At 61.0% G+C, this 18,372-nt stretch carries 15 protein-coding genes; 3 read left to right on the plus strand and 12 right to left on the minus strand.

The genetic code is table 11. The annotated features are described in order from the left end of the window. Window positions 1-144 precede the first annotated feature (144 nt). The 12 genes from IHE39_RS03825 to IHE39_RS03880 all read right to left on the minus strand — a co-directional run bounded on the left by IHE39_RS03825 (window position 145) and on the right by IHE39_RS03880 (window position 15,087). Entirely contained in the window at window positions 145-1,092 is a 948-nt protein-coding gene (locus IHE39_RS03825) for a substrate-binding domain-containing protein (protein ID WP_184768776.1), read from the minus strand. A 66-nt stretch (window positions 1,093-1,158) separates the two neighbouring features. Continuing rightward, the gene (locus IHE39_RS03830) at window positions 1,159-2,163 is read right to left on the minus strand and encodes an ABC transporter permease (protein ID WP_192565562.1); all 1,005 of its coding nucleotides are present in this window, start codon (window positions 2,161-2,163) and stop codon (window positions 1,159-1,161) included. Between the two features lie 3 nt (window positions 2,164-2,166). Then, window positions 2,167-3,693 (minus strand): sugar ABC transporter ATP-binding protein, encoded by a 1,527-nt coding sequence (locus tag IHE39_RS03835; RefSeq protein ID WP_434781291.1) that lies wholly within the window; start codon window positions 3,691-3,693, stop codon window positions 2,167-2,169. A gap of 2 nt (window positions 3,694-3,695) precedes the next feature. Further along, window positions 3,696-4,871: a Gfo/Idh/MocA family protein gene (locus tag IHE39_RS03840; RefSeq protein ID WP_192565564.1), complete on the minus strand. Its 1,176-nt coding sequence runs from the start codon at window positions 4,869-4,871 to the stop codon at window positions 3,696-3,698. Window positions 4,872-4,883: 12 nt separating this feature from the next. After that, a complete protein-coding gene (locus tag IHE39_RS03845; RefSeq protein WP_192565565.1) occupies window positions 4,884-5,939 on the minus strand; it encodes a sugar phosphate isomerase/epimerase family protein in 1,056 nt (351 codons plus the stop codon). 165 nt (window positions 5,940-6,104) lie between these two features. Continuing rightward, window positions 6,105-7,415, minus strand: coding sequence for a xylose isomerase (gene xylA / locus IHE39_RS03850; RefSeq protein ID WP_192565566.1), 1,311 nt, complete (start codon window positions 7,413-7,415; stop codon window positions 6,105-6,107). Between the two features lie 89 nt (window positions 7,416-7,504). Then, window positions 7,505-8,530 (minus strand): LacI family DNA-binding transcriptional regulator, encoded by a 1,026-nt coding sequence (locus IHE39_RS03855; protein ID WP_192565567.1) that lies wholly within the window; start codon window positions 8,528-8,530, stop codon window positions 7,505-7,507. 460 nt (window positions 8,531-8,990) lie between these two features. Beyond that, window positions 8,991-10,592 (minus strand): GMC family oxidoreductase, encoded by a 1,602-nt coding sequence (locus IHE39_RS03860; protein WP_210327467.1) that lies wholly within the window; start codon window positions 10,590-10,592, stop codon window positions 8,991-8,993. Window positions 10,593-10,605: 13 nt separating this feature from the next. Further along, a complete protein-coding gene (cnbZ, locus tag IHE39_RS03865; RefSeq protein WP_192565568.1) occupies window positions 10,606-11,355 on the minus strand; it encodes a 2-amino-5-chloromuconate deaminase CnbZ in 750 nt (249 codons plus the stop codon). 124 nt (window positions 11,356-11,479) lie between these two features. Next, window positions 11,480-12,343, minus strand: a complete 864-nt coding sequence (locus tag IHE39_RS03870) for a fumarylacetoacetate hydrolase family protein (protein ID WP_192565569.1) — start codon at window positions 12,341-12,343, stop codon at window positions 11,480-11,482. 118 nt (window positions 12,344-12,461) lie between these two features. Further along, window positions 12,462-13,904 carry an aldehyde dehydrogenase family protein gene (locus IHE39_RS03875; RefSeq protein ID WP_192565570.1) on the minus strand — a complete coding sequence of 481 codons (1,443 nt, stop codon included), beginning with the start codon at window positions 13,902-13,904 and terminating at the stop codon, window positions 12,462-12,464. A 22-nt stretch (window positions 13,905-13,926) separates the two neighbouring features. Beyond that, window positions 13,927-15,087: an amidohydrolase family protein gene (locus IHE39_RS03880; protein ID WP_184768787.1), complete on the minus strand. Its 1,161-nt coding sequence runs from the start codon at window positions 15,085-15,087 to the stop codon at window positions 13,927-13,929. A 186-nt stretch (window positions 15,088-15,273) separates the two neighbouring features. Between IHE39_RS03880 and IHE39_RS03885 the strand changes: the two genes are divergently transcribed. The 3 genes from IHE39_RS03885 (at window position 15,274) to IHE39_RS03895 (ending at window position 18,369) form a co-directional block, all read left to right on the plus strand. Then, window positions 15,274-16,518 carry an ABC transporter substrate-binding protein gene (locus IHE39_RS03885; RefSeq protein ID WP_184768788.1) on the plus strand — a complete coding sequence of 415 codons (1,245 nt, stop codon included), beginning with the start codon at window positions 15,274-15,276 and terminating at the stop codon, window positions 16,516-16,518. Between the two features lie 146 nt (window positions 16,519-16,664). Continuing rightward, entirely contained in the window at window positions 16,665-17,549 is an 885-nt protein-coding gene (locus IHE39_RS03890; protein WP_192566039.1) for a carbohydrate ABC transporter permease, read from the plus strand. Next, window positions 17,542-18,369 (plus strand): carbohydrate ABC transporter permease, encoded by an 828-nt coding sequence (locus tag IHE39_RS03895; RefSeq protein ID WP_192565571.1) that lies wholly within the window; start codon window positions 17,542-17,544, stop codon window positions 18,367-18,369. The genes IHE39_RS03890 and IHE39_RS03895 overlap by 8 nt, the downstream gene beginning before the upstream one ends. Window positions 18,370-18,372 lie beyond the last annotated feature (3 nt).

Below are 18,372 nucleotides of genomic sequence, written 5' to 3' on the forward strand. Positions count from 1 at the left end.
GGCCCAGAAACAAGCCGCATTCACCAGCTTCGCGGGTCGATCACGTCCATCACCAGTGAAGGGTCATCTGGGCACCTATAGGGCCAAAGCAAAACGGGGAGGCTAAGCCTCCCCGTTGCACAAGTTATCTCCTGCAACCGTCGATCAGAACGGCGAATCCGGGAAATGGTAGTTGGCGGCGTTGTCCTTGGTCACCAGCGTGGCGTCGAGGATGTAGGTGCCGTGAACCGGAACCTGATCGAACAGCTGTGCTGCCGTCAGTTCCATCGCGGTGCCAACCATCGCCGGTGGATAGAGAACGTCAACCGGGACCATCTTGTCGCCGTCCATGACCTTCTTGATCATGTCCTTCGAGCCGGCGCCGCCGACGACGTACTGAATGTCGGTGCGCTTGGCCTGTTCGATGGCTTCGAGGATGCCGACGACCATGTCGTCATCCTGCGCCCAGACCACGTCGATCTTCGGATATTTGGTCAGGTAGTCCTGCATGACCTTGAAGGCGTCGTCGCGGTTCCAGTTCCCGAACTGGCGGTCGAGAATCTTGACACCGGAGCCGGCAATTCCCTTATCAAAACCATCCTGGCGCTGCTGGTCGATCGGGATCGGCATGCCGCGCACAATGACGACTTCCGCGTTCGGGGTGGTGGCGGCAATGTACTTGCCGGCGACTTCGCCCAGCGCCGGATTGTTGCCGGCAACATAGAGGTCGCGGACCGAATCGTCATTGCTAGAGGGCGCACGGTCGACGAGCGCAACGAACTTGCCCTTGGCCTTGATTTCCTTGATCGCGCTGACGAGCGGATCGGGATCGGTCGGCAGGATCACGAGCGCGTCAATGCCCTGCGTTTCGAGATCCTGCACGGCATTGGCCTGCGACGCCGGGTCGGGCGAAGTCTTCACCACGACGTTCAGGTTCGGATATTCCTCCATCAGCTTCTTGGCGACGCGTTCGGCATGAAATACCACACCAGCGGTCCAACCATGGTCCGCGGCGGGGATCGAGACGCCGATGGTCTTTTTGTCTTGCGCCAGGGCTGTGCCCATGGTCGCGGCGAGCGCAACGGCCGCCAGTCCCAGTAGAATTTTACGCATTCATCTCTCTCCCAAAAATGCAGGCCTGTCTTGTACCGACCGGGCGACCCGCAGCCCCGATTTACGTCACGATTTTCGCGTCAGCGAACGCTGCACCAACATCGCGACAATGACGATTGCTCCCTGGATCGCGCCGAGCAGATACTCGCTGACATATGTCGTCAGCAGCATGATGTTGCCGATGATTTCCAGGATGAAGGCGCCGGCTACGGTTCCCCAGACGCGACCTACGCCGCCACGCAAGGCGGTGCCACCGACCACGACGGCCGTGATCGCGTTCAGTTCCCACATAGTGCCCGTCGTGGCCGTGGTGGAAGAAAGGCGCGGAATATAGATCAGGCAGGCACCCGCCACGCATAGCCCCTGGATCAGGTAGGTCATGGTGCGCACGCGCGCAACCGAGATGCCAGAATAGCGCGCGACGTCCTCATTGGAGCCGACCGCGATCACATGGCGGCCAAACGAGGTGCGGTACAGGATGAATGCCGCAATGGCCGCCGTGACGAAGATTGCAAGCACGGGGTAAGGAATGCCGAAAAGATTGCCGAAATAAACCGGGCGATAGATCGCCTGCACATCCGGATTGCGCAGCGTGATCGCGCCGCCTTGTGAAAGCCAGGTGGTCAGGCCGCGATAAATGCCCATCATGCCAAGCGTGGCGATGAAAGGCTCGATCTTGCCCAAGGTTATGACCAGTCCATTGGTCAGCCCACAGGCCATGCCGATTGCCAGCATCAGCGCCGTGGCAGCCAGAACCATCGTCAACGGATTGGCGATGCCGTCCGAATTCATGAACATGATAGCGAGCGAGGCGATGAAGGCGGTCATTGCGCCGACAGAGAGATCAAGTCCTCCGGCGGTGATGACAAAGGTCGCGCCAATCGCAATGATCGCGATATAGGCCGAGCGCGTCATGACGTTCAGCAGGTTGTTGGCCGTCAGGAAGTTGTCGTGGGCAAACGAGCCCAGCACCAGAAGCAGCGCCAGCGCGATGAAGGGCGCGACGGCGCGCAGGTCCACATCCCGCCAGAGGTTGCGCCTTTGTGGAGTGGTGGTCGTCGTGTCAGTCATGTCTCAAGCCGCCTCAGAAGGTTTTACGCCCGTCGCAAGCACGACGATCTCTCGCTCGTTCATGTGTTTGCCGCTCACCTCATCGGCGATCACGCCCTCGCGCATCACAATGATGCGGTCAGAGACGCCGATCAGTTCTGGCATTTCGGAAGAGACCACGATCACCGACTTGCCCTGCCGGGCGAGGTCGGCGATGAACATGTAGATCTGCTCCTTGGTGCCGATGTCGATGCCGCGCGTCGGCTCGTCGATGATGACGATGTTGGGCTTCAGCAGCATCATCTTGGCGATGAGCAGTTTCTGCTGGTTGCCGCCGGAAAGCTGGCCGGCCAGCAGGTCCTTGTTGCGGGTGCGAATGTCGAATTCGGCGATCGCCTGATCGAGAGCGGCGCGTTCCGCCTTGCGGTCAAGCATTATGCCGCGCACGAATTTCTTCAGGCCGGCCAGCGTCAGGTTCACGCCGAGGGCCTCTTGCAGCAGCAAGCCCTTGCCCTTGCGATCTTCGGAAAGATAGACGATGCCCGCCTTCATGCTTTGCCCGGCATTGGCGAAGGAAACCGGCCTTCGGTTCAGACGGATCTTGCCCTTTGCGGGACGCAGGCCGACGATGCCCTCCATCAATTCGGTACGCCCGGCGCCGACAAGGCCGGCGAAGCCGAGGATCTCGCCGCGCCTCAGTTTGAACGAGGCGTTGCGGGCATAACCGGGCACATCCATGTTCTCGACTTCGAGGACATAGTCCTCGCCCTCAGGCGCGACATGATCCGGATATAGCTTGGACACGTCGCGGCCCACCATCAACTGCGCCATGTCCAGCGGTTCAAGGCCGGCTGCCTCACGAGTGGTGACCAGCTTGCCGTCGCGCAGCACGGTGACACGGTCGGCCAAGGTCTTCACTTCCGGCAGGCGATGGGAAATGTAGAGGACCGCCGCACCCGATTTGCTGATATCTGAAATCACCTTGAGCAGCGCATCGGTTTCAATCGGCGTCAGCGACGCCGTCGGCTCATCGAAAATGACCAGACGGTGCGGCACCAAAAGCGCGCGGGCAATCTGCACCAATTGGCGCTGGGCGATCGAAAGGCGGCCGACGACGGTTTTCGGATCGATATTGGCGCCGAGGTTGCGCACGGCCTTGGCGGCACCCGCATTCATGGCCTTGTCGTCGACGCTCAAGCCCTTTTTGATCTCGCGACCAAGATAAATATTCTGCGCCACCGTCAGGTCCGGCGCCAGCAGGATTTCCTGATGCACCAGCACGATACCACGATGCTCGGCGTCCACCGGTCCGCTCAAGGCGACGGTCTCGCCGTCAATGGTGAGCGATCCGCGCGTCGGCGCAAGATGGCCCGCGAGGATCTTGAGCAGGGTGGATTTGCCTGCGCCGTTCTCGCCGATGATGGCGTGCACTTCACCGGAGCGGATATCGAGCGAGATGTCCTTCAGCACCTCAACACCACCAAATGTCTTAGCCAGCCCATGTCCGGCCATGAAACCCTTGTGGTCCTGCGACGGAGAGACGACGGACATGGTCATCCGATCTTTGTCCACACGTTGCCGGCTTTCGATGAGGCGACGGAGGCTTCGATGAACTTCATACCGTCAATGCCGTCGTCGACGGTCGGGTAAATCACATCGGCGTCGGGCTTATTGCCTTCGCGCGCTGCGCGGATGGCGCGGGCTGCTTCTGCGTAGATGGTGGCGAAACCTTCGAGATAGCCTTCGGGGTGGCCGCTCGGAATGCGCGTGACGCGGGTCGCAGCGGGGCCCGCGCCGGACCCGGCACGGGTGAACAACTGCTTCGGTTTGCCGAAGGGCGTGAACCAGAGATAGTTCGGGTCGGCCTGCGTCCATTCCAGGCCGCCCTTTGTACCGTATACTCGCAACTTCAGCCCGTTTTCGTTGCCGACAGCCACCTGGCTTGCCCACAGCATGCCGCGCGCGCCTCCATGGTAGCGAAGCAGGATTTGCACATCATCGTCGAGAGGGCGGCCCTCGACGAAGGAGGTCAGTTGCGCTAGCACCTGTTCGCTCTTCAGCCCGGTTACGAAGGCCGCCAGGTTATAGGCGTGGGTGCCGATATCGCCGATCGCACCGCCAGCGCCGGAGCGCTTGGGGTCGGTGCGCCATTCGGCTTGCTTGGAGCCTAAGCGTTCCGCGGGCTCGGTCAGCCAGTCCTGCGGGTATTCGGCCTGCACGACGCGGATTTCGCCGAGGTCGCCATTGGCGACCATTTCGCGCGCCTGCCGTATCATCGGATAGCCGGTGTAATTGTGTGTCAATACAAACAGCTTGCCCGACTTCTTCACCAGCGCGGCGAGTTCTTCGGCCTCCTTGACGGTGGTGGTGATCGGCTTGTCGCAGATCACATGGATACCAGCCTCAAGGAAGGCTTTGGCAGCAGGCGCGTGCATGTGGTTCGGCGTCACGATGGAGACGGCCTCTATGCCATCGGGGCGGGCAGCCTCTGCTTTGGCCATTTCTTCAAACGAACCGTAGGATCGGTCGGCGGGAAGGCCGAGATCGGCAGCCGAGGCCTTCGCCTTTTCGACGCTGGACGACAGTGCGCCGGCGACCAGTTCATACTGGTCGTCGAGCCGCGCGGCCATGCGGTGGATAGCGCCGATGAAAGCGCCCTGTCCGCCGCCAACCATACCCAGGCGAATGCGGCCGCCGCCAGCTTCTTTGTTACTTGCTTCAATGGCCATGTCGCGCTCCCCTCAGCTCAGGCCGAGCATCTTGCGATTTGCGGCGTCGTCTGTGCCGGCATTGGCGAAATCGTCAAAGGCGTGTTCGGTGACGCGGATGATATGCGCCTTGATGAACTCGGCGCCTTCACGCGCGCCGTCCTCGGGGTGCTTCAACGCGCATTCCCATTCCAGCACCGCCCAGCCGTCGAAATCGTTGGCGGTCAGCTTGGAAAAGATCGAACCGAAATCGACCTGGCCGTCGCCCAGCGAACGGAACCGTCCAGCGCGGTTGACCCAACTCTGGAAGCCGCCATAGACCCCCTGCCGACCCGTCGGGTTGAACTCGGCGTCCTTGACGTGAAACATTCGAATACGATCGTGATAGATGTCGATGTAGTCGAGATAGTCGAGCTGCTGCAGCACGAAATGCGAGGGATCATAGAGCAGGTTGGCGCGGGCGTGGTTGTTGACGCGTTCGAGGAACATCTCAAAGGAGACGCCATCGTGCAGGTCTTCGCCCGGGTGGATTTCGTAGCAGACGTCAACGCCATTATCGTCGGCATAGTCGAGCAGCGGGGTCCAGCGCTTGGCCAACTCATCGAACGCGGCCTCGACCAAACCGGCCGGACGCTGCGGCCAGGGATAGACATAGGGCCAGGCGAGCGCGCCAGAGAAGGTGGCGTGGGCTTTGATCCCCATATGCCTGGAGGCGCGCAGTGCGCGCTTGACCTGGTCAACCGCCCATTCCTGACGCGCCTTCGGATTGCCACGAACCTCCGGGGCCGCAAAGCCGTCAAATGCGGTGTCATAGGCGGGATGAACCGCAACAAGCTGACCTTGCAGGTGGGTTGAGAGCTCTGTCACTTCCAGACCATGTGAGGCGGCGACGCCTTTGATCTCGTCGCAATAACCCTTGGAGTCTGACGCCTTGTTCAGATCGATCAGCCGCGCATCCCAGGTCGGAATCTGGACACCCTTGTAACCAAGGTCAGACGCCCATTTGCAGATTGAGTCGAACGAGTTGAACGGCGCTGCGTCGCCGGCGAACTGCGCCAGGAAAATGGCGGGGCCCTTGATCGTCTTCATGAACTTCCTCCCGTGGCGCGCTCGCGCCGAAACCTCGCTCCAGATTGGGACAGCATGCCCAGTTCACCCTGCGAGCGGAATTGATGTCATCCTAAAGCCTGCGACCCACCTTCACCTTCCATGCCGCCAGCTCGCATACGCGCGTGTGACACCGTCTATTGCACCTTACACGTAGCGGTTGACGATGTTTTCGAGCAGTTCCTGTCGGCCGGACTTGGGCTGCGGCTGAATCCTCTCCTTGACGACGCGCTCGGCCACTTCCTCAAGCGTGCGCTTGCCCGACAGCATGGCCTCACCCTCGGCGGTCTTCCAGCCGGCATAGCGCTCGGCCAAAGGCCCTGAGAGAGCCTTGTCCTCGATCATGCGCGCCGCAGCCTTGAGGCCGCGGGCGCAAGCGTCCATGCCGCCGATATGGGCGATCAGCAAATCCTGCGGATCGAGCGATTGGCGGCGAACCTTGGCGTCGAAATTGGTGCCGCCCGTCTTCAGGCCACCGGCCTGGAGGATATGATAATAGGCCAGCGCCATTTCCGGCACGTTGTTCGGGAACTGATCTGTGTCCCAGCCCGACTGATAGTCGTTGCGGTTCATGTCGATCGAACCAAGGATGCCAAGCGAGCCGGCCAACGCCAGTTCGTGCTCGAACGAGTGGCCGGCGAGGATCGCGTGGCCTTGCTCGATATTGACCTTGACCTCGTTCTCCAGTCCGAAGTCCTTCAGGAAACCATATACCGTCGCGACGTCATAGTCGTACTGGTGCTTGGTCGGTTCCTGCGGCTTCGGCTCGATCAGGATGGTCCCCTTGAAGCCGATCTTCTTCTTATAGTTGACGACCATCGAGAGAAAGCGGCCGGCCTGCAAGCGCTCCTGCTTAAGGTCAGTGTTGAGCAGCGTCTCGTAACCTTCGCGCCCGCCCCAAAGAACATAGTTCTCGCCGCCAAGCTTCATGGTGGCATCCAAGCAGGCCTTAACCGTGGCTGCCGCATAAGCAAAGACGTCAGGATCAGGGTTCGTCGCTGCGCCCCCCATCCAGCGCCGGTTGGAGAACATATTGGCAGTGCCCCAAAGCAGCTTCACGCCGCTCTGGGCCTGCTTCTCTGCAAAAATGTCGACGATCTCGTCGAGCCGGTCCTTGCTTTCGGCGAAGCTGTCGCCTTCGGGACGTACGTCAGCATCATGGAAACAGTAGTAAGGCGTGCCGAGCAACGAAAACATTTCGAAAGCGACATCTGCTTTCAGTTTGGCGTGTTCCATGGTGGGGCCAAACCAGGGACGGTCAAACGTTTGGCCGCCGAAGGGGTCGCCGCCTTCCCAGGCAAAGGAATGCCAGTAGGCAACGGCAAAGCGCAGATGGTCCTCCATGCGCTGGCCGAGTACCAGCTCGTCCTTGTTATAGAAGCGGTAGGCCAAGGGACTTGCCGAGTCCGGCCCCTCATACTGGATCGGCTTGATGTCACCAAAAAATCCGGTGGTCATGTCCTGTTCGGTCCCATTTCTGCAATTTCTGATGTACGTATATCAGGAATGATCGAGCGCGCCAGAGGGCGCAGCCAAGAATCCGCCGATCAGGGTAGATTGTCGCGCAGGTATACCTCGATCCGAATATGCTCCTGCCCCTCAATGAGGGTCCGCTGATCGGTCAGCGAACGGAGCGTCCGAATGGCGCTGCGGACCTCATGGCCGGCATCCTGATTGATGATGGCGTGGAACAAGCCGCTTTCCAACGCGGCTCGCGTATGGACGCTCAGTTCGTGCGCCACCACCATCGGACGCCTTTCGGTTGGCCGTTCGGACAACGCTTCGATCAGACCGAGATTGCCCGCGCCGATATTGTAAAGGCCGACAATATCCGGGTCGCGATCCAGGCACTCCTCCACAATGCGCCGTGTCGAGGGTCGGTCGTCCCGACCCTCGACCACCGGCAGCGCTTCCAGATTGGGATACTCGGTGCGGATGACCTGATCGAAACCCATGCGGCGCTCCACATGGTCGCGCACCAGCATGGAGCCGGCGACCAGCGCGATCTTGCCGCTCACGCCGCGCAGGAAGCGCCCGAGCAGGCTCGCCGCCGTGCGTCCCGCCGCGACATTATCGATGCCTACATAGCGATGGCGCTGAAAGGACGGCGCATCGGAGACAAGGGTGACAACGGGAACATTCGCGCTATGCAGCCGCGCCAAGGCCTGACGCACCGGCGGCGCTTCGGTTGCGACCAACGCCACGCCGCCAATCTCGTTGGGGTCCAGCCCGTTGAGGATGTCGGCCAGTGCCTGCCCGTCAAAGGCGGGCGCCGTGACGACGCAAAGTTCGATCCCGTCTGGCGCCATCTGGCGACCGGCTTCGCGCGCTTCGCTCTCGAGCCTGCGCATGAAGGTGTTTGCGCCTTCGGGTATGATGAAGACGATGCGGTAGACGCGGCCCTTGGCCAGATTGGCCGCCGCCTGGTTGCGGACGAAGCCAAGTTGTCGGATGACTGCTTCCACGCGCTGCACTGTCGAGGCCCGAACACCTTCCCGGCCATTGATGACACGATCGACCGTTGCGAGGCTGACGCCGGCTGCGTGGGCGACGTCATGGACCGTGGGGCGCATTGCGACTTCCATATTTGAGTTACGTACATCATTACATTCGTTTGGATGTTTGCGTCAACGACGCAGCCAAAAGACAAATTATGCACGATGTCGGGCATAGCTCACATAAAGGACTCAGCAACCCAGTGGAGAATTCGCATATGGCGGGTCGACGTCGGGAACGAGGTGTGATCCGGTTCAATTCGGCACAACAATGTCAGTGCCTCGAGCCCAGCCACGTTGGGGTTGGGTTTGTGCATGATGAACTCACGCGTTGAACGATAGCTGAGGACCTTGCGCGGATGAAGTCTATGTAGTGTCCGATCCACAAGGGTCGCTCTCAGGATCCCGCAAACCGCCTTCATCGGGAGCCGTGCCTCGGTCACGATAACGACCTAAACATCTTTCTTCTCTCGCCGCAGAATTTCATCGGCGCCAGCACGTCATGCGGCTTATCCAATCTTCGACCGCAGCCAGAAATTCACGCGATCAACTTAGCTGCCTTTTCAGCGATCATCACCGCCGGAGCGTGGGTGTTGCCGGAGACGATCGTCGGCATGATCGAGCAATCGGCAACGTAGAGTCCATCGATCCCGCGCACGCGCAGTTGAGGATCGACCACCGCCATGTCGTCGCGGCCCATTCGTGCAGTACCGACGGGATGGAAGATCGTCGTAGCGATGTCGCCGGCGGCGCGGGCGAGCTCCTCGGGCGCCTGGATATGGGCGCCCGGCTTGAATTCCTCCGGGCGGAACTGGGCCATTCGTCGGGTTTCCATCAACCGGCGGGCGATCGTGATCGACGCAGCCGCAATCTCGCGGTCTCCTTCGGTAGAGAGATAGTTAGGGGCTATCTCTGGATGATCGTCGGGTCTGGGTGAGACGATGCGCACATGGCCGCGCGCCTCAGGCCTGAGATTACAGACCGAGACGGTGATCGCCGGGAAGCTGTGCAGCGGCTGGCCAAAGGCTTCCAGCGACAGCGGTTGGACATGGAACTCGATGTTGGGTGTCGAGAAGCGCGCGTCCGACTTCATGAAGATGCCGAGCTGGCTCGGCGCCATGGACATTGGGCCGGTACGCTTGACCGCATATTCGAGCGCAATCAGTGCCTTGCCGGCAAGGCTTGCTTGGCGCTCATTGAGCGTCTTTGTTCCCGAAACCTTGAACGCCGTCCGGATTTGCAGATGGTCCTGGAGGTTCTCGCCGACACCGGGCAAGTGGTGCACGACTTCGATGCCGTGACGTCCGAGCAGGCCGGCTGGCCCCACGCCCGACAGCTGCAGCAGCTGCGGCGTGCCGATGGCACCGCCTGACAGGATGAGTTCACCGGTTACCTTCACATGGGCAGGTTTGCCGGCGAGGCGCAGTTCGAGCCCAGTGGCCCGACGACCGGAAAACAGAATGCGTTCGGCCTTCGCATGGGTGAGGATGGTCAGGTTCCTGCGGTGCCGAACAGGCTTGATGAAGGCGCGCACGGCATTGAAACGGAAACCGGATTTCTGGTTCACCTCGAAATAGGATGAGCCAAAATTGTTACCGTCGTTAAAATCCTCGACCTTCGGCACGCCGAGTTCTTCGGCAGCCTCGCGCACGGCGTCGAGGATCGGCCAGCTCAGTCGCTGGCGTTCGACCCTGAGTTCGCCGCCCTGGCCGTGAAACGGACCGGAAAAGCCGTGGTGGTCTTCCGACTTCCTGAACAGCGGCAGCACGTCGTCCCAGCCCCAGCCTGGATTTCCGAGCTGGCGCCAGTGGTCGTAGTCGGCGGCCTGGCCGCGCATGTAGATCATGCCGTTGATGGACGAGCAGCCGCCCATTACCTTGCCGCGTGGATAGGCGAGGGAGCGGCCGTTCAGGCCGGGCTCCTTCACTGTCCGGTAGCCCCAGTCCGTACGCGGATTGCCCATGCAGTAGAGGTAGCCGACCGGGATGTGGATCCAGTGATAGTTGTCCGAACCGCCGGCTTCCAGAAGCAGCACGCGCTTGCCGGGATCGGCGCTCAGCCGGTTTGCCAACACGCAACCGGACGAGCCGGCCCCGACGATGACATAGTCATAGCTGCCGATGTCAGTACGCATGGTCATCCCATGAACGCTCTTAGACGACATGTTCCGCGGCAACGCCCCGCAGATCCATCTCGTATTCCAGATCCACGACGGGCGGATTGTTGTAGTGCCAGGTCAGGCCGGTGCGCGCAGCACCGCGCTTGACGATTTCGTCGGCCAGGAACGGGTAGAGATTGTGCACGGTGTAGACTTGGACCGCCGTCGCGTTTTCCCATCCGAAGCCCAGCGTGGCGGCACGACGCTCCATTTCCTCCAGCACAAATTGTGCCTTGGTGCGCAAGCCGTGGGCGGAGAGATCGCCACGGCTGACGATATGCTCGCGATAGGCCGCATGGCCTTCGGGCACCTCGGCGGATCCGGAGATGACGAAGGAAGGCGTGGCTTCGGTGGTCGGCACCGTAAACGAGAACGCATAGATCGACGGCACCGGCGGCGGTGCGATCTGGGGACAGACATTGCTGCGCGCCACGGGATTGTGACCCGTCTCAAGCAGGCCCCACGCCTTCAGCGTCTTCGTGTAGCTGCTGTTGAAGGCAACAAAGCCCTCTTCGCTAAACGGTGCCGGCGAGCGCAGTTCACATGCGGCGAATGCCGTGAGGGGGCGGTCTGCGGCCGTGATGATCTTCTCGATCTCGGCAAAACCTTCCGCAAGAGGCAATGGCTGGGTAAACCGCACGCGTTCCAGCCGAAAGCCGGGTAATGCCGCTACGCCGCCCGAATATTGCGACACACCCTTGATGAACCGGTAGCCGCCAGACGTAAATTCAATCACTTCGCCCATAGTGTCTCTCCTGAAAATGAAAATGCCAGATGGGCCTGTCGCCATCGGGATAAACAAACGCACCCCTCGCCAAATGCCGGGCTGAGCCGACACGGCAGTCACAGTCTTCTTGCACGCATTGCCGCTAGGCGCTTGGCACGGTTTCCCGCGCAACCTTGTTGCTCAGCAGTCCGACACCTTCGATGTCGACTTCGACAAGATCGCCCTCCTTCATGAACAGGGGCGGTACGCGCGCGAAGCCGACACCGCCGGGCGTGCCTGTTACGATCACGTCGCCGGGGGAGAGCGGGGTGATGCGCGAGATGTAGGCAATCAGCTGAGCCACGGAATGTATCATCTGGCCGGTGCACGCCATCTGGACGGCTTCGCCGTTCAAGCGGCAGCTGATCGCAAGGTCCTGCGGGTCCGGAATTTCGTCTGATGTGACCAGGAACGGTCCGAACGCGCCCGTCGCCGGGAAGTTCTTGCCCGGCAAGAACTGCGATGTGTGGACCTGCCAGTCGCGAACCGAGCCATCGTTGTAGCACGAGTAGCCGGCGACATGATCCAACGCTGCATCAGCAGGGATGTTACGGCCGCTTCTGCCGATGATGACGGCGAGTTCCGCCTCGAAGTCGAACTGGGTGGACACCGATGGCATCAACATCGGCTCGCCATGCGCGCATTGGGAATCGGCGAAGCGGGCAAACAAGGTCGGATGCTGTGTCGGCGCATGGCGGGTCTCGACCATGTGGTCGTGGTAGTTCAGCCCGACGCAGATGATCTTTCCCGGATTGGGAATCGGCGCCTGCAGCACGATGCCGGCAAGCGGCAGCTCGGGGCTGCGGCCGATGGCCTGCGCGCAGATGCCAAGGAAGTCCTCAGCGACCAACAGATTAGCCAGCGTTGGAAAGCTGTCGCCAAGGACGCTGCTGATGGCGATGACGCGGTCGTCCGCCACCACGCCATATCCGGCTCGGCCGTTGTGGAGATAACTACAAATTCGCATCGTTCCTCACTGCGATTGGCTGGAGTTTGGTCCGGGAACCGGGTGGCCGGCGCGATGCCGGCGCGAGTTTGATTGTCGGCATGGCGGACCGGGTGGACACAGCCGCCCGGCCTGTTCCTCAGCTGATGTCGAACGTGATCGTCTTGACGTCGGTGACTTCGCGCAGCGTGTGCTTGCCGCCGAGGCGGCCCAGGCCACTGGCCTTGCCGGAGGCGCCGCCAAACGGCAGGTGAAGTTCCCAGTAGCAACTCGCGCTGTTGATGTTGACGAGACCGGCCTGCAGCTTTTCACCGAATGAAAAGGCGCGGCTCAAGTCGCGAGTGAACACACTGGCGGCGAGACCGTGCGACGAAGCATTGGCGGTGTCGAGCAGGTCGGCGTCATCGGCACAAACCACCAGTGGCGCCACGGGACCGAAGGTCTCGGAGGTGTTGAGCAGCGCCTGGCGGTCGACGCGTCCCATCACCGTGGGGTGGTACAACAGGCCCGCCCCCTTCTTTCCGCCGGTGAGAAGGTTTGCCCCGCGAGCCAAGCCGTCCGCCACATGCTGTTCGACCTTGGCGACCACCTGGGGGTTGTTCAGCGGCCCCATCGTCGTCTCGGCGAGCAGCGGATCGCCAAGACGGATCGTCTCTGCAATGCCTGCGATGCGGGCCGCGAGCGTGTCGTGGTTCTTTTCGGTGACGAGAATTCGGCCGGTCGCAGCGCAAACCTGCCCGGCATTGAAGAAGCAGCCAAAGGCGGCGGCCTGCGCCGCACGATCCAGATCTGCGTCATCGAGCACGATGACTGGTCCGTTGCCGCCGAGTTCCAGCAGCATTGGCTTGCCGGCTCCACGCTTTGCGATGGCGCTTCCGGTCTGCGGACTGCCGGTGAACCCGATACCATGCGTGCCGGGGTTGGAGACGATCTCGTCGCCGACAATCGCGCCGGGGCCGAGGACAAGGTTTACCGCCCCATCGGGAAGGCCAGCTTCGGCGATGCATTCCATCAGCTTGACGGCACAAAGCGATGTCGTCGGCGCAGGCACCCACACCACCGCATTGCCTGCGGCTAGGCAGGGGGCGAGGTACTCGACTGGAATGTTGATCGGAAAATTCCAAGGTGTCACGATCGCGTAGACGCCGCGTGCCTGGCGGAAACTTATGGCCCGTTTGCCGGGCGTCTCGACCGGGATGAACTCGCCTTCGAGCCATTTGATCAGTTCGGCAGCTTCCCGAAATCCGGTAGCGGCGGCATCGATCTCGCCATAAGCCTCCGACGCCAGCGGCTTGCCTTGTTCGCGGGCAAGGATAAGGGCGAGTTCGCCACGTCGCTTCTCGATGACATCGGCGACGCGATTGCAGAGACGTGCTCGATCCCATGCCGACATTTGCGACAACGCATTGTGACCGGCTTCAGCCGCTTTGATCGCATCCTGCGCGTCGGAGCGGTCGCCCTCGGCAAGCACTGCCAGGAGACTGCCGTCGTAAGGTGACCGCGCTTCAAACGTTTGACCGCTGTGCGAGGGCGTCCACTTGCCCGCTATGAAATGGTGCGCCTGAACTACGCTGTGTTGCATCGTCATTGTTCCGCTTGGATTCTTACTGGGACTGCATGGGATGGCTGCCGCCCGCCGGGTCGATCTGGCGACCCTTCACGATCAGGCGATCGCATACCAGCCTTGTGGAGACGTCGAGGCCTTCGCCGGCCGCGTCCCTGAAGGTCCAGGGCTCGTCGCGCCATTTCAGCACGGCAACATTAGCTTCGTCGCCGACGGCGATGCGGCCGAGGTCGGGACGGCCGATGACCTTCGCCGGGTTGGTGCTGCCGGCGGCAAGGGCGGTCGTCAGGTCCACGCCGAGCGCAATCATCTTGTTGATCGTGGTCAGAAGGTCGTAGGCAGGACCGTTGACCGAAAGGGAATGGATGTCCGAACTGATCAGGTCGGGCACAAAGCCTTCGGCCAACATCTCGCGGCAGACACGGAAGGAAAAGCCGCCCATGCCATGGCCGATGTCGAAGTGTACGCCGCTCTCGCGCGCCCGCCATACCGCATCTCGGACGCGGCCATTTTCAGTCGCGGCATTCGGATCCGGCCTGCAACAATGGGTGATGATGTCACCGGGACGCAGGCGCTGCAGGACCTCCTCGATGCTCGGAGGGTCAAGGTCGACGTGGCACATCACCGGCAGGTTGAGCCGCTCGGCCACCTCAAGTGCAATTTCGAGCGCTGCGCCGCCATTTTCGCCGGAAGCCTTGCGGCCGGCCCGCACCTTGATGCCGACGATTTGCTCTGGATAGGCCTGCGCCGCCTCGATGCAGCTTTCAGCATCGACGAGGCGCATGTCGCAGCATTCGCCGACCATCACGCGCTTGGAGAAACCGAAGATTCCCGGAAACGAGATGTTGAGGAAGGCAAAGGCGTGGAAGGGCAGGGGTTCGAAGATGAAGGTTTTCAGGCCTTCGAAGTTTCCCGCTCCGGCCGAACCGGCGTCAACGAAGGTACCGGTCGCGGATCGATGCGCAACAAGTTCGGGCCGCACGCCCAGCGAGGTGGCGCCCCAGTAGATGTGCGTGTGGATGTCGGTCAGCGCCGGCAGGACGATTGCACCTCGCGCATCGACGACGACATCGTCCGGGCGCGACAGGTCGGTGCCGATGGCGGCAATGCGACCGTCGGCGATGGCGACGTCGGCAATTGCACCCGGTGTGTCGCCGAAGGCCAAGACATGGCCGCCCTGTAGAATTGTCCGTCGTGCCATTGGCGAGTTCGTCTCCGGTGGGGCCCTCTTGCTGCACCTGTAGGTGGGCTCGGGCCGTTCAAATGGATCAGCGATCTGTCGGCAAAAAAGCACATACTGACTGGTCAGTCAATATTGACAACGGCACCATTTTCATTCCAGATGGCTGCGTCATTCGACATCTGCAGCGCCATATGGGAGGTACTTATGGGCAAGAAGTTTTTGGCCGCGTTGATTGTTGGTACGGCCACCGCAGCGGCATCGCTGCATTCTGGTAGCGCTTGGGCCAAGGAAACGGTTCGGGTCAGAGTTGCGGAATACAGCACCAAGACGGGGCCGTTTTTCCAGGGCCTGGCGGAAAAATTCAATTCGGCCAATCCTGACATCGAGGTCAAGATCGAGCATCTGCCCTGGCCGGAGATGCAGCAGCAGCTGGTGAGCGACATTTCCGCCGGCACCGCGCCTGATGTCTCGCATATGGCGACGCGCTGGATGGCGGGTTTTGCCAAGGACGGGGCACTCGCCCCGATCGAGGGGTTGATGTCGCCCGGCTTCGCCGACACCTTCGTGCCGACCTATCTCGACCTTCAGAAGCAGGGCGACCATACTTGGGGGCTGCCGATTGCTGCATCCGCGCGGGGGCTGTTCTACAACAAGAAGCTGCTCGAGCAGGCGGGGGTCGCAAATCCGCCGGCAACCTGGGACGAGGCATTCGAGGCGGCCAAGAAGATCGATGCGCTGGGCGAGGGGGTCTACGGCATCGGCGTCCAGGGGCGGGACCTCGATACTGAAGGCTATTGGTTCTACAGCCTCTGGACCCATGGCGGCAGCATCCTGGGGCCTGATGGCAAGAGCGGGTTCGCCTCGCCTGAGGCTGTGACGGCGACCAACAACTATCTGCGCATGATCAAGGCGAATGTCACCCAGCCGGGCGTCACCGGTTCCAGCCGCGAGGACCTGCAGAATCTCTTCGCCGCCGGAAAGATGGGCATGGTCCTGTCGGGTCCCTGGTTCAATGCGCAGCTCGCCGAACAGGGCAAGGATGTCGAGTACGGCATCAGCCGAATCCCGGTTGCCACGACCGAGGCGACCTATGGCGTCACCGACACCATCGCGGTCCTTGAATCCTCGAAGGTTAAGCCGCAGGCGATGAAGTTCCTGGAGTTCATCTTCAACAAGGAAAACCGGCTTGAATTCGGCAAGCTCGAAGGCTTCGTGCCGGTCCTGAAGGCGGAATCGACCGAGCCCTTCTTCACCGAGAATCCGAACATGTCGGTGTTTCTGGAAATGGGATCGGTGGCAAAGTTCGCGCCGCTGTTCCCGCGTTGGGAAGAGATGGCGGATGGCCTCAAGACCGAACTGTCCAGGATTTACGCGGGTGAGGTTTCGGCTGAGGAGGGGCTGAAGCAGGCCGCCGCGAAGATGGACGCGATTCTCGCAGAAGAAGAATAGATCCTGAAATCATCGCCTGCGAGCGATCCCATCTACTGAGGTGGCGTGACGACCACGCCACCGCCTTCCTCAAAGGTAAAGCGCGTATGCCGGGAATTGAAAAGACCGCTCCCAGACGGGCCTTAAGCGCAGGCCGGTCGAGCAAGATGGGGCTGCCGGGGCCGGCTTTCGCGCTGATCCTGATTGCGCCTTGTCTGCTGCTTTCGGTCGCCGTGATCGGCTATCCGATATTCGACGTGATCCGCATGTCGCTCTTTGACGTCAGCCGCACGGGTGTCGTCAGGGAGTTTTCTGGCCTGGCCAATTTTGCCAAGGCGTTCGCCGACCCGGTTTTCCTGCAGGCCGCGCGCCAGACAGTGATCTGGACAGTTTGCGTGGTCGCAGGAACGCTGCTGGTTTCGGTGCCGATTGCCTTGATCCTCAATGAGGATTTCTACGGCCGGACAATCGCCCGAACGATCGTGCTGCTGCCGTGGGCCATCTCGCTGGCGATGACGGCGGTGGTCTGGCGTTATGTCGTAAATGGTGATTTCGGCACGCTCAACATGACGCTGGCCGCACTTGGCCTGCCATTCGAGAATTATCCGTGGTTGGCCGATGCCAGAATGGCATTCCTCATCGAGATACTGATCGGAATTCTGGTGTCGGTGCCATTTACCGTGACCATTCTGCTCGGTGGGCTGACGTCCATTCCAGAGTCCTTGTACGAGGCGTCCGCCATCGACGGAGCGGCATCTACCAGGAGTTTCTACTACATCACGCTGCCGCTGCTGTGGCCGTTCATGCAGATCGCGCTCGTCCTCAACGTCATCTATGTTTTCAATTCTTTCCCGATCATCTGGATCATGACCAATGGCGGTCCCGCCAACCGGACCGACATTCTGATCACCTACGTCTACAAGCAGGCTTTCGCATTCGGCAAACTTGGCAATGCAGCCGCCGGCTCCATGGTCATGTTCGCGATTCTCCTGGTGTTTGCCATCGTCTATCTGTTTCTGACCAGAGCACAGGGAGCGAAAAACGATGACTAAGGCGAAGAAAAGTCTCGTTTGCTGGGCGCTTCTTTCGCCTTTCCTGCTGGTCGTTCTGTTTCCCTACGCGACGATGCTGTCGACTTCGTTGAAGCAGAAGGACGAAATATTCACCTTCCATCGCACCTGGTTGCCGCGAGAGCTCTATCTGGGCAACTTCGCGGAACTCATCTTCGAGAAAGGTTTTGGACGGGCATTGGCGAATTCGCTGGCGATCAGTGTCGGGGCGACCGTGCTGTCGTTGGCCGTGGCCATACCTGCCGCCTATGCGCTCACCCGGATGAGAGTTCCCGGCAAGGGGGCGCTGACCAACTACCTGCTCATCACCCAGATGATCTCACCGATCGTCCTGATTGTCGGCCTGTTTCGAATGTTTGCCTATTTCGGCCTGGTCAACAGCCTGCTGTCGGTGATCATCGCACACAGCGCCTTCTTCATGGCATTTGCCGTGTGGATGCTGCAGAGCTATTTCGCGACTATTCCGAAGGATCTCGAGGAGGCAGCGTGGATCGACGGAGCCGGCCGGTTCAGCGCCTTCATCCGGGTCTTCCTGCCGCTGTGCCTTCCCGGGATCGTCGTCACGGCAATCTTCACCTTCGTCAATTCCTGGAACGAATATGCGATGTCGCTGACGCTGTTGCGTCAAGTCACCCAGCAGACCGCGCCGGTTCAGATCGCATTCCTGACAGGCACTCTCTACCAAATTGAATGGCATCTCATCATGGCCGCGACGTTGCTTGCGTCGGTGCCCGTCGCAATCGTCTTTGCTTCCATCCAGCGCTATCTCATCGGGGGAATGGCGCTTGGTGGGGTCAAGTAGGAG

This window comes from Aminobacter carboxidus (assembly GCF_014863355.1).
Taxonomy (GTDB): Bacteria; Pseudomonadota; Alphaproteobacteria; order Rhizobiales; family Rhizobiaceae; genus Aminobacter; species Aminobacter carboxidus.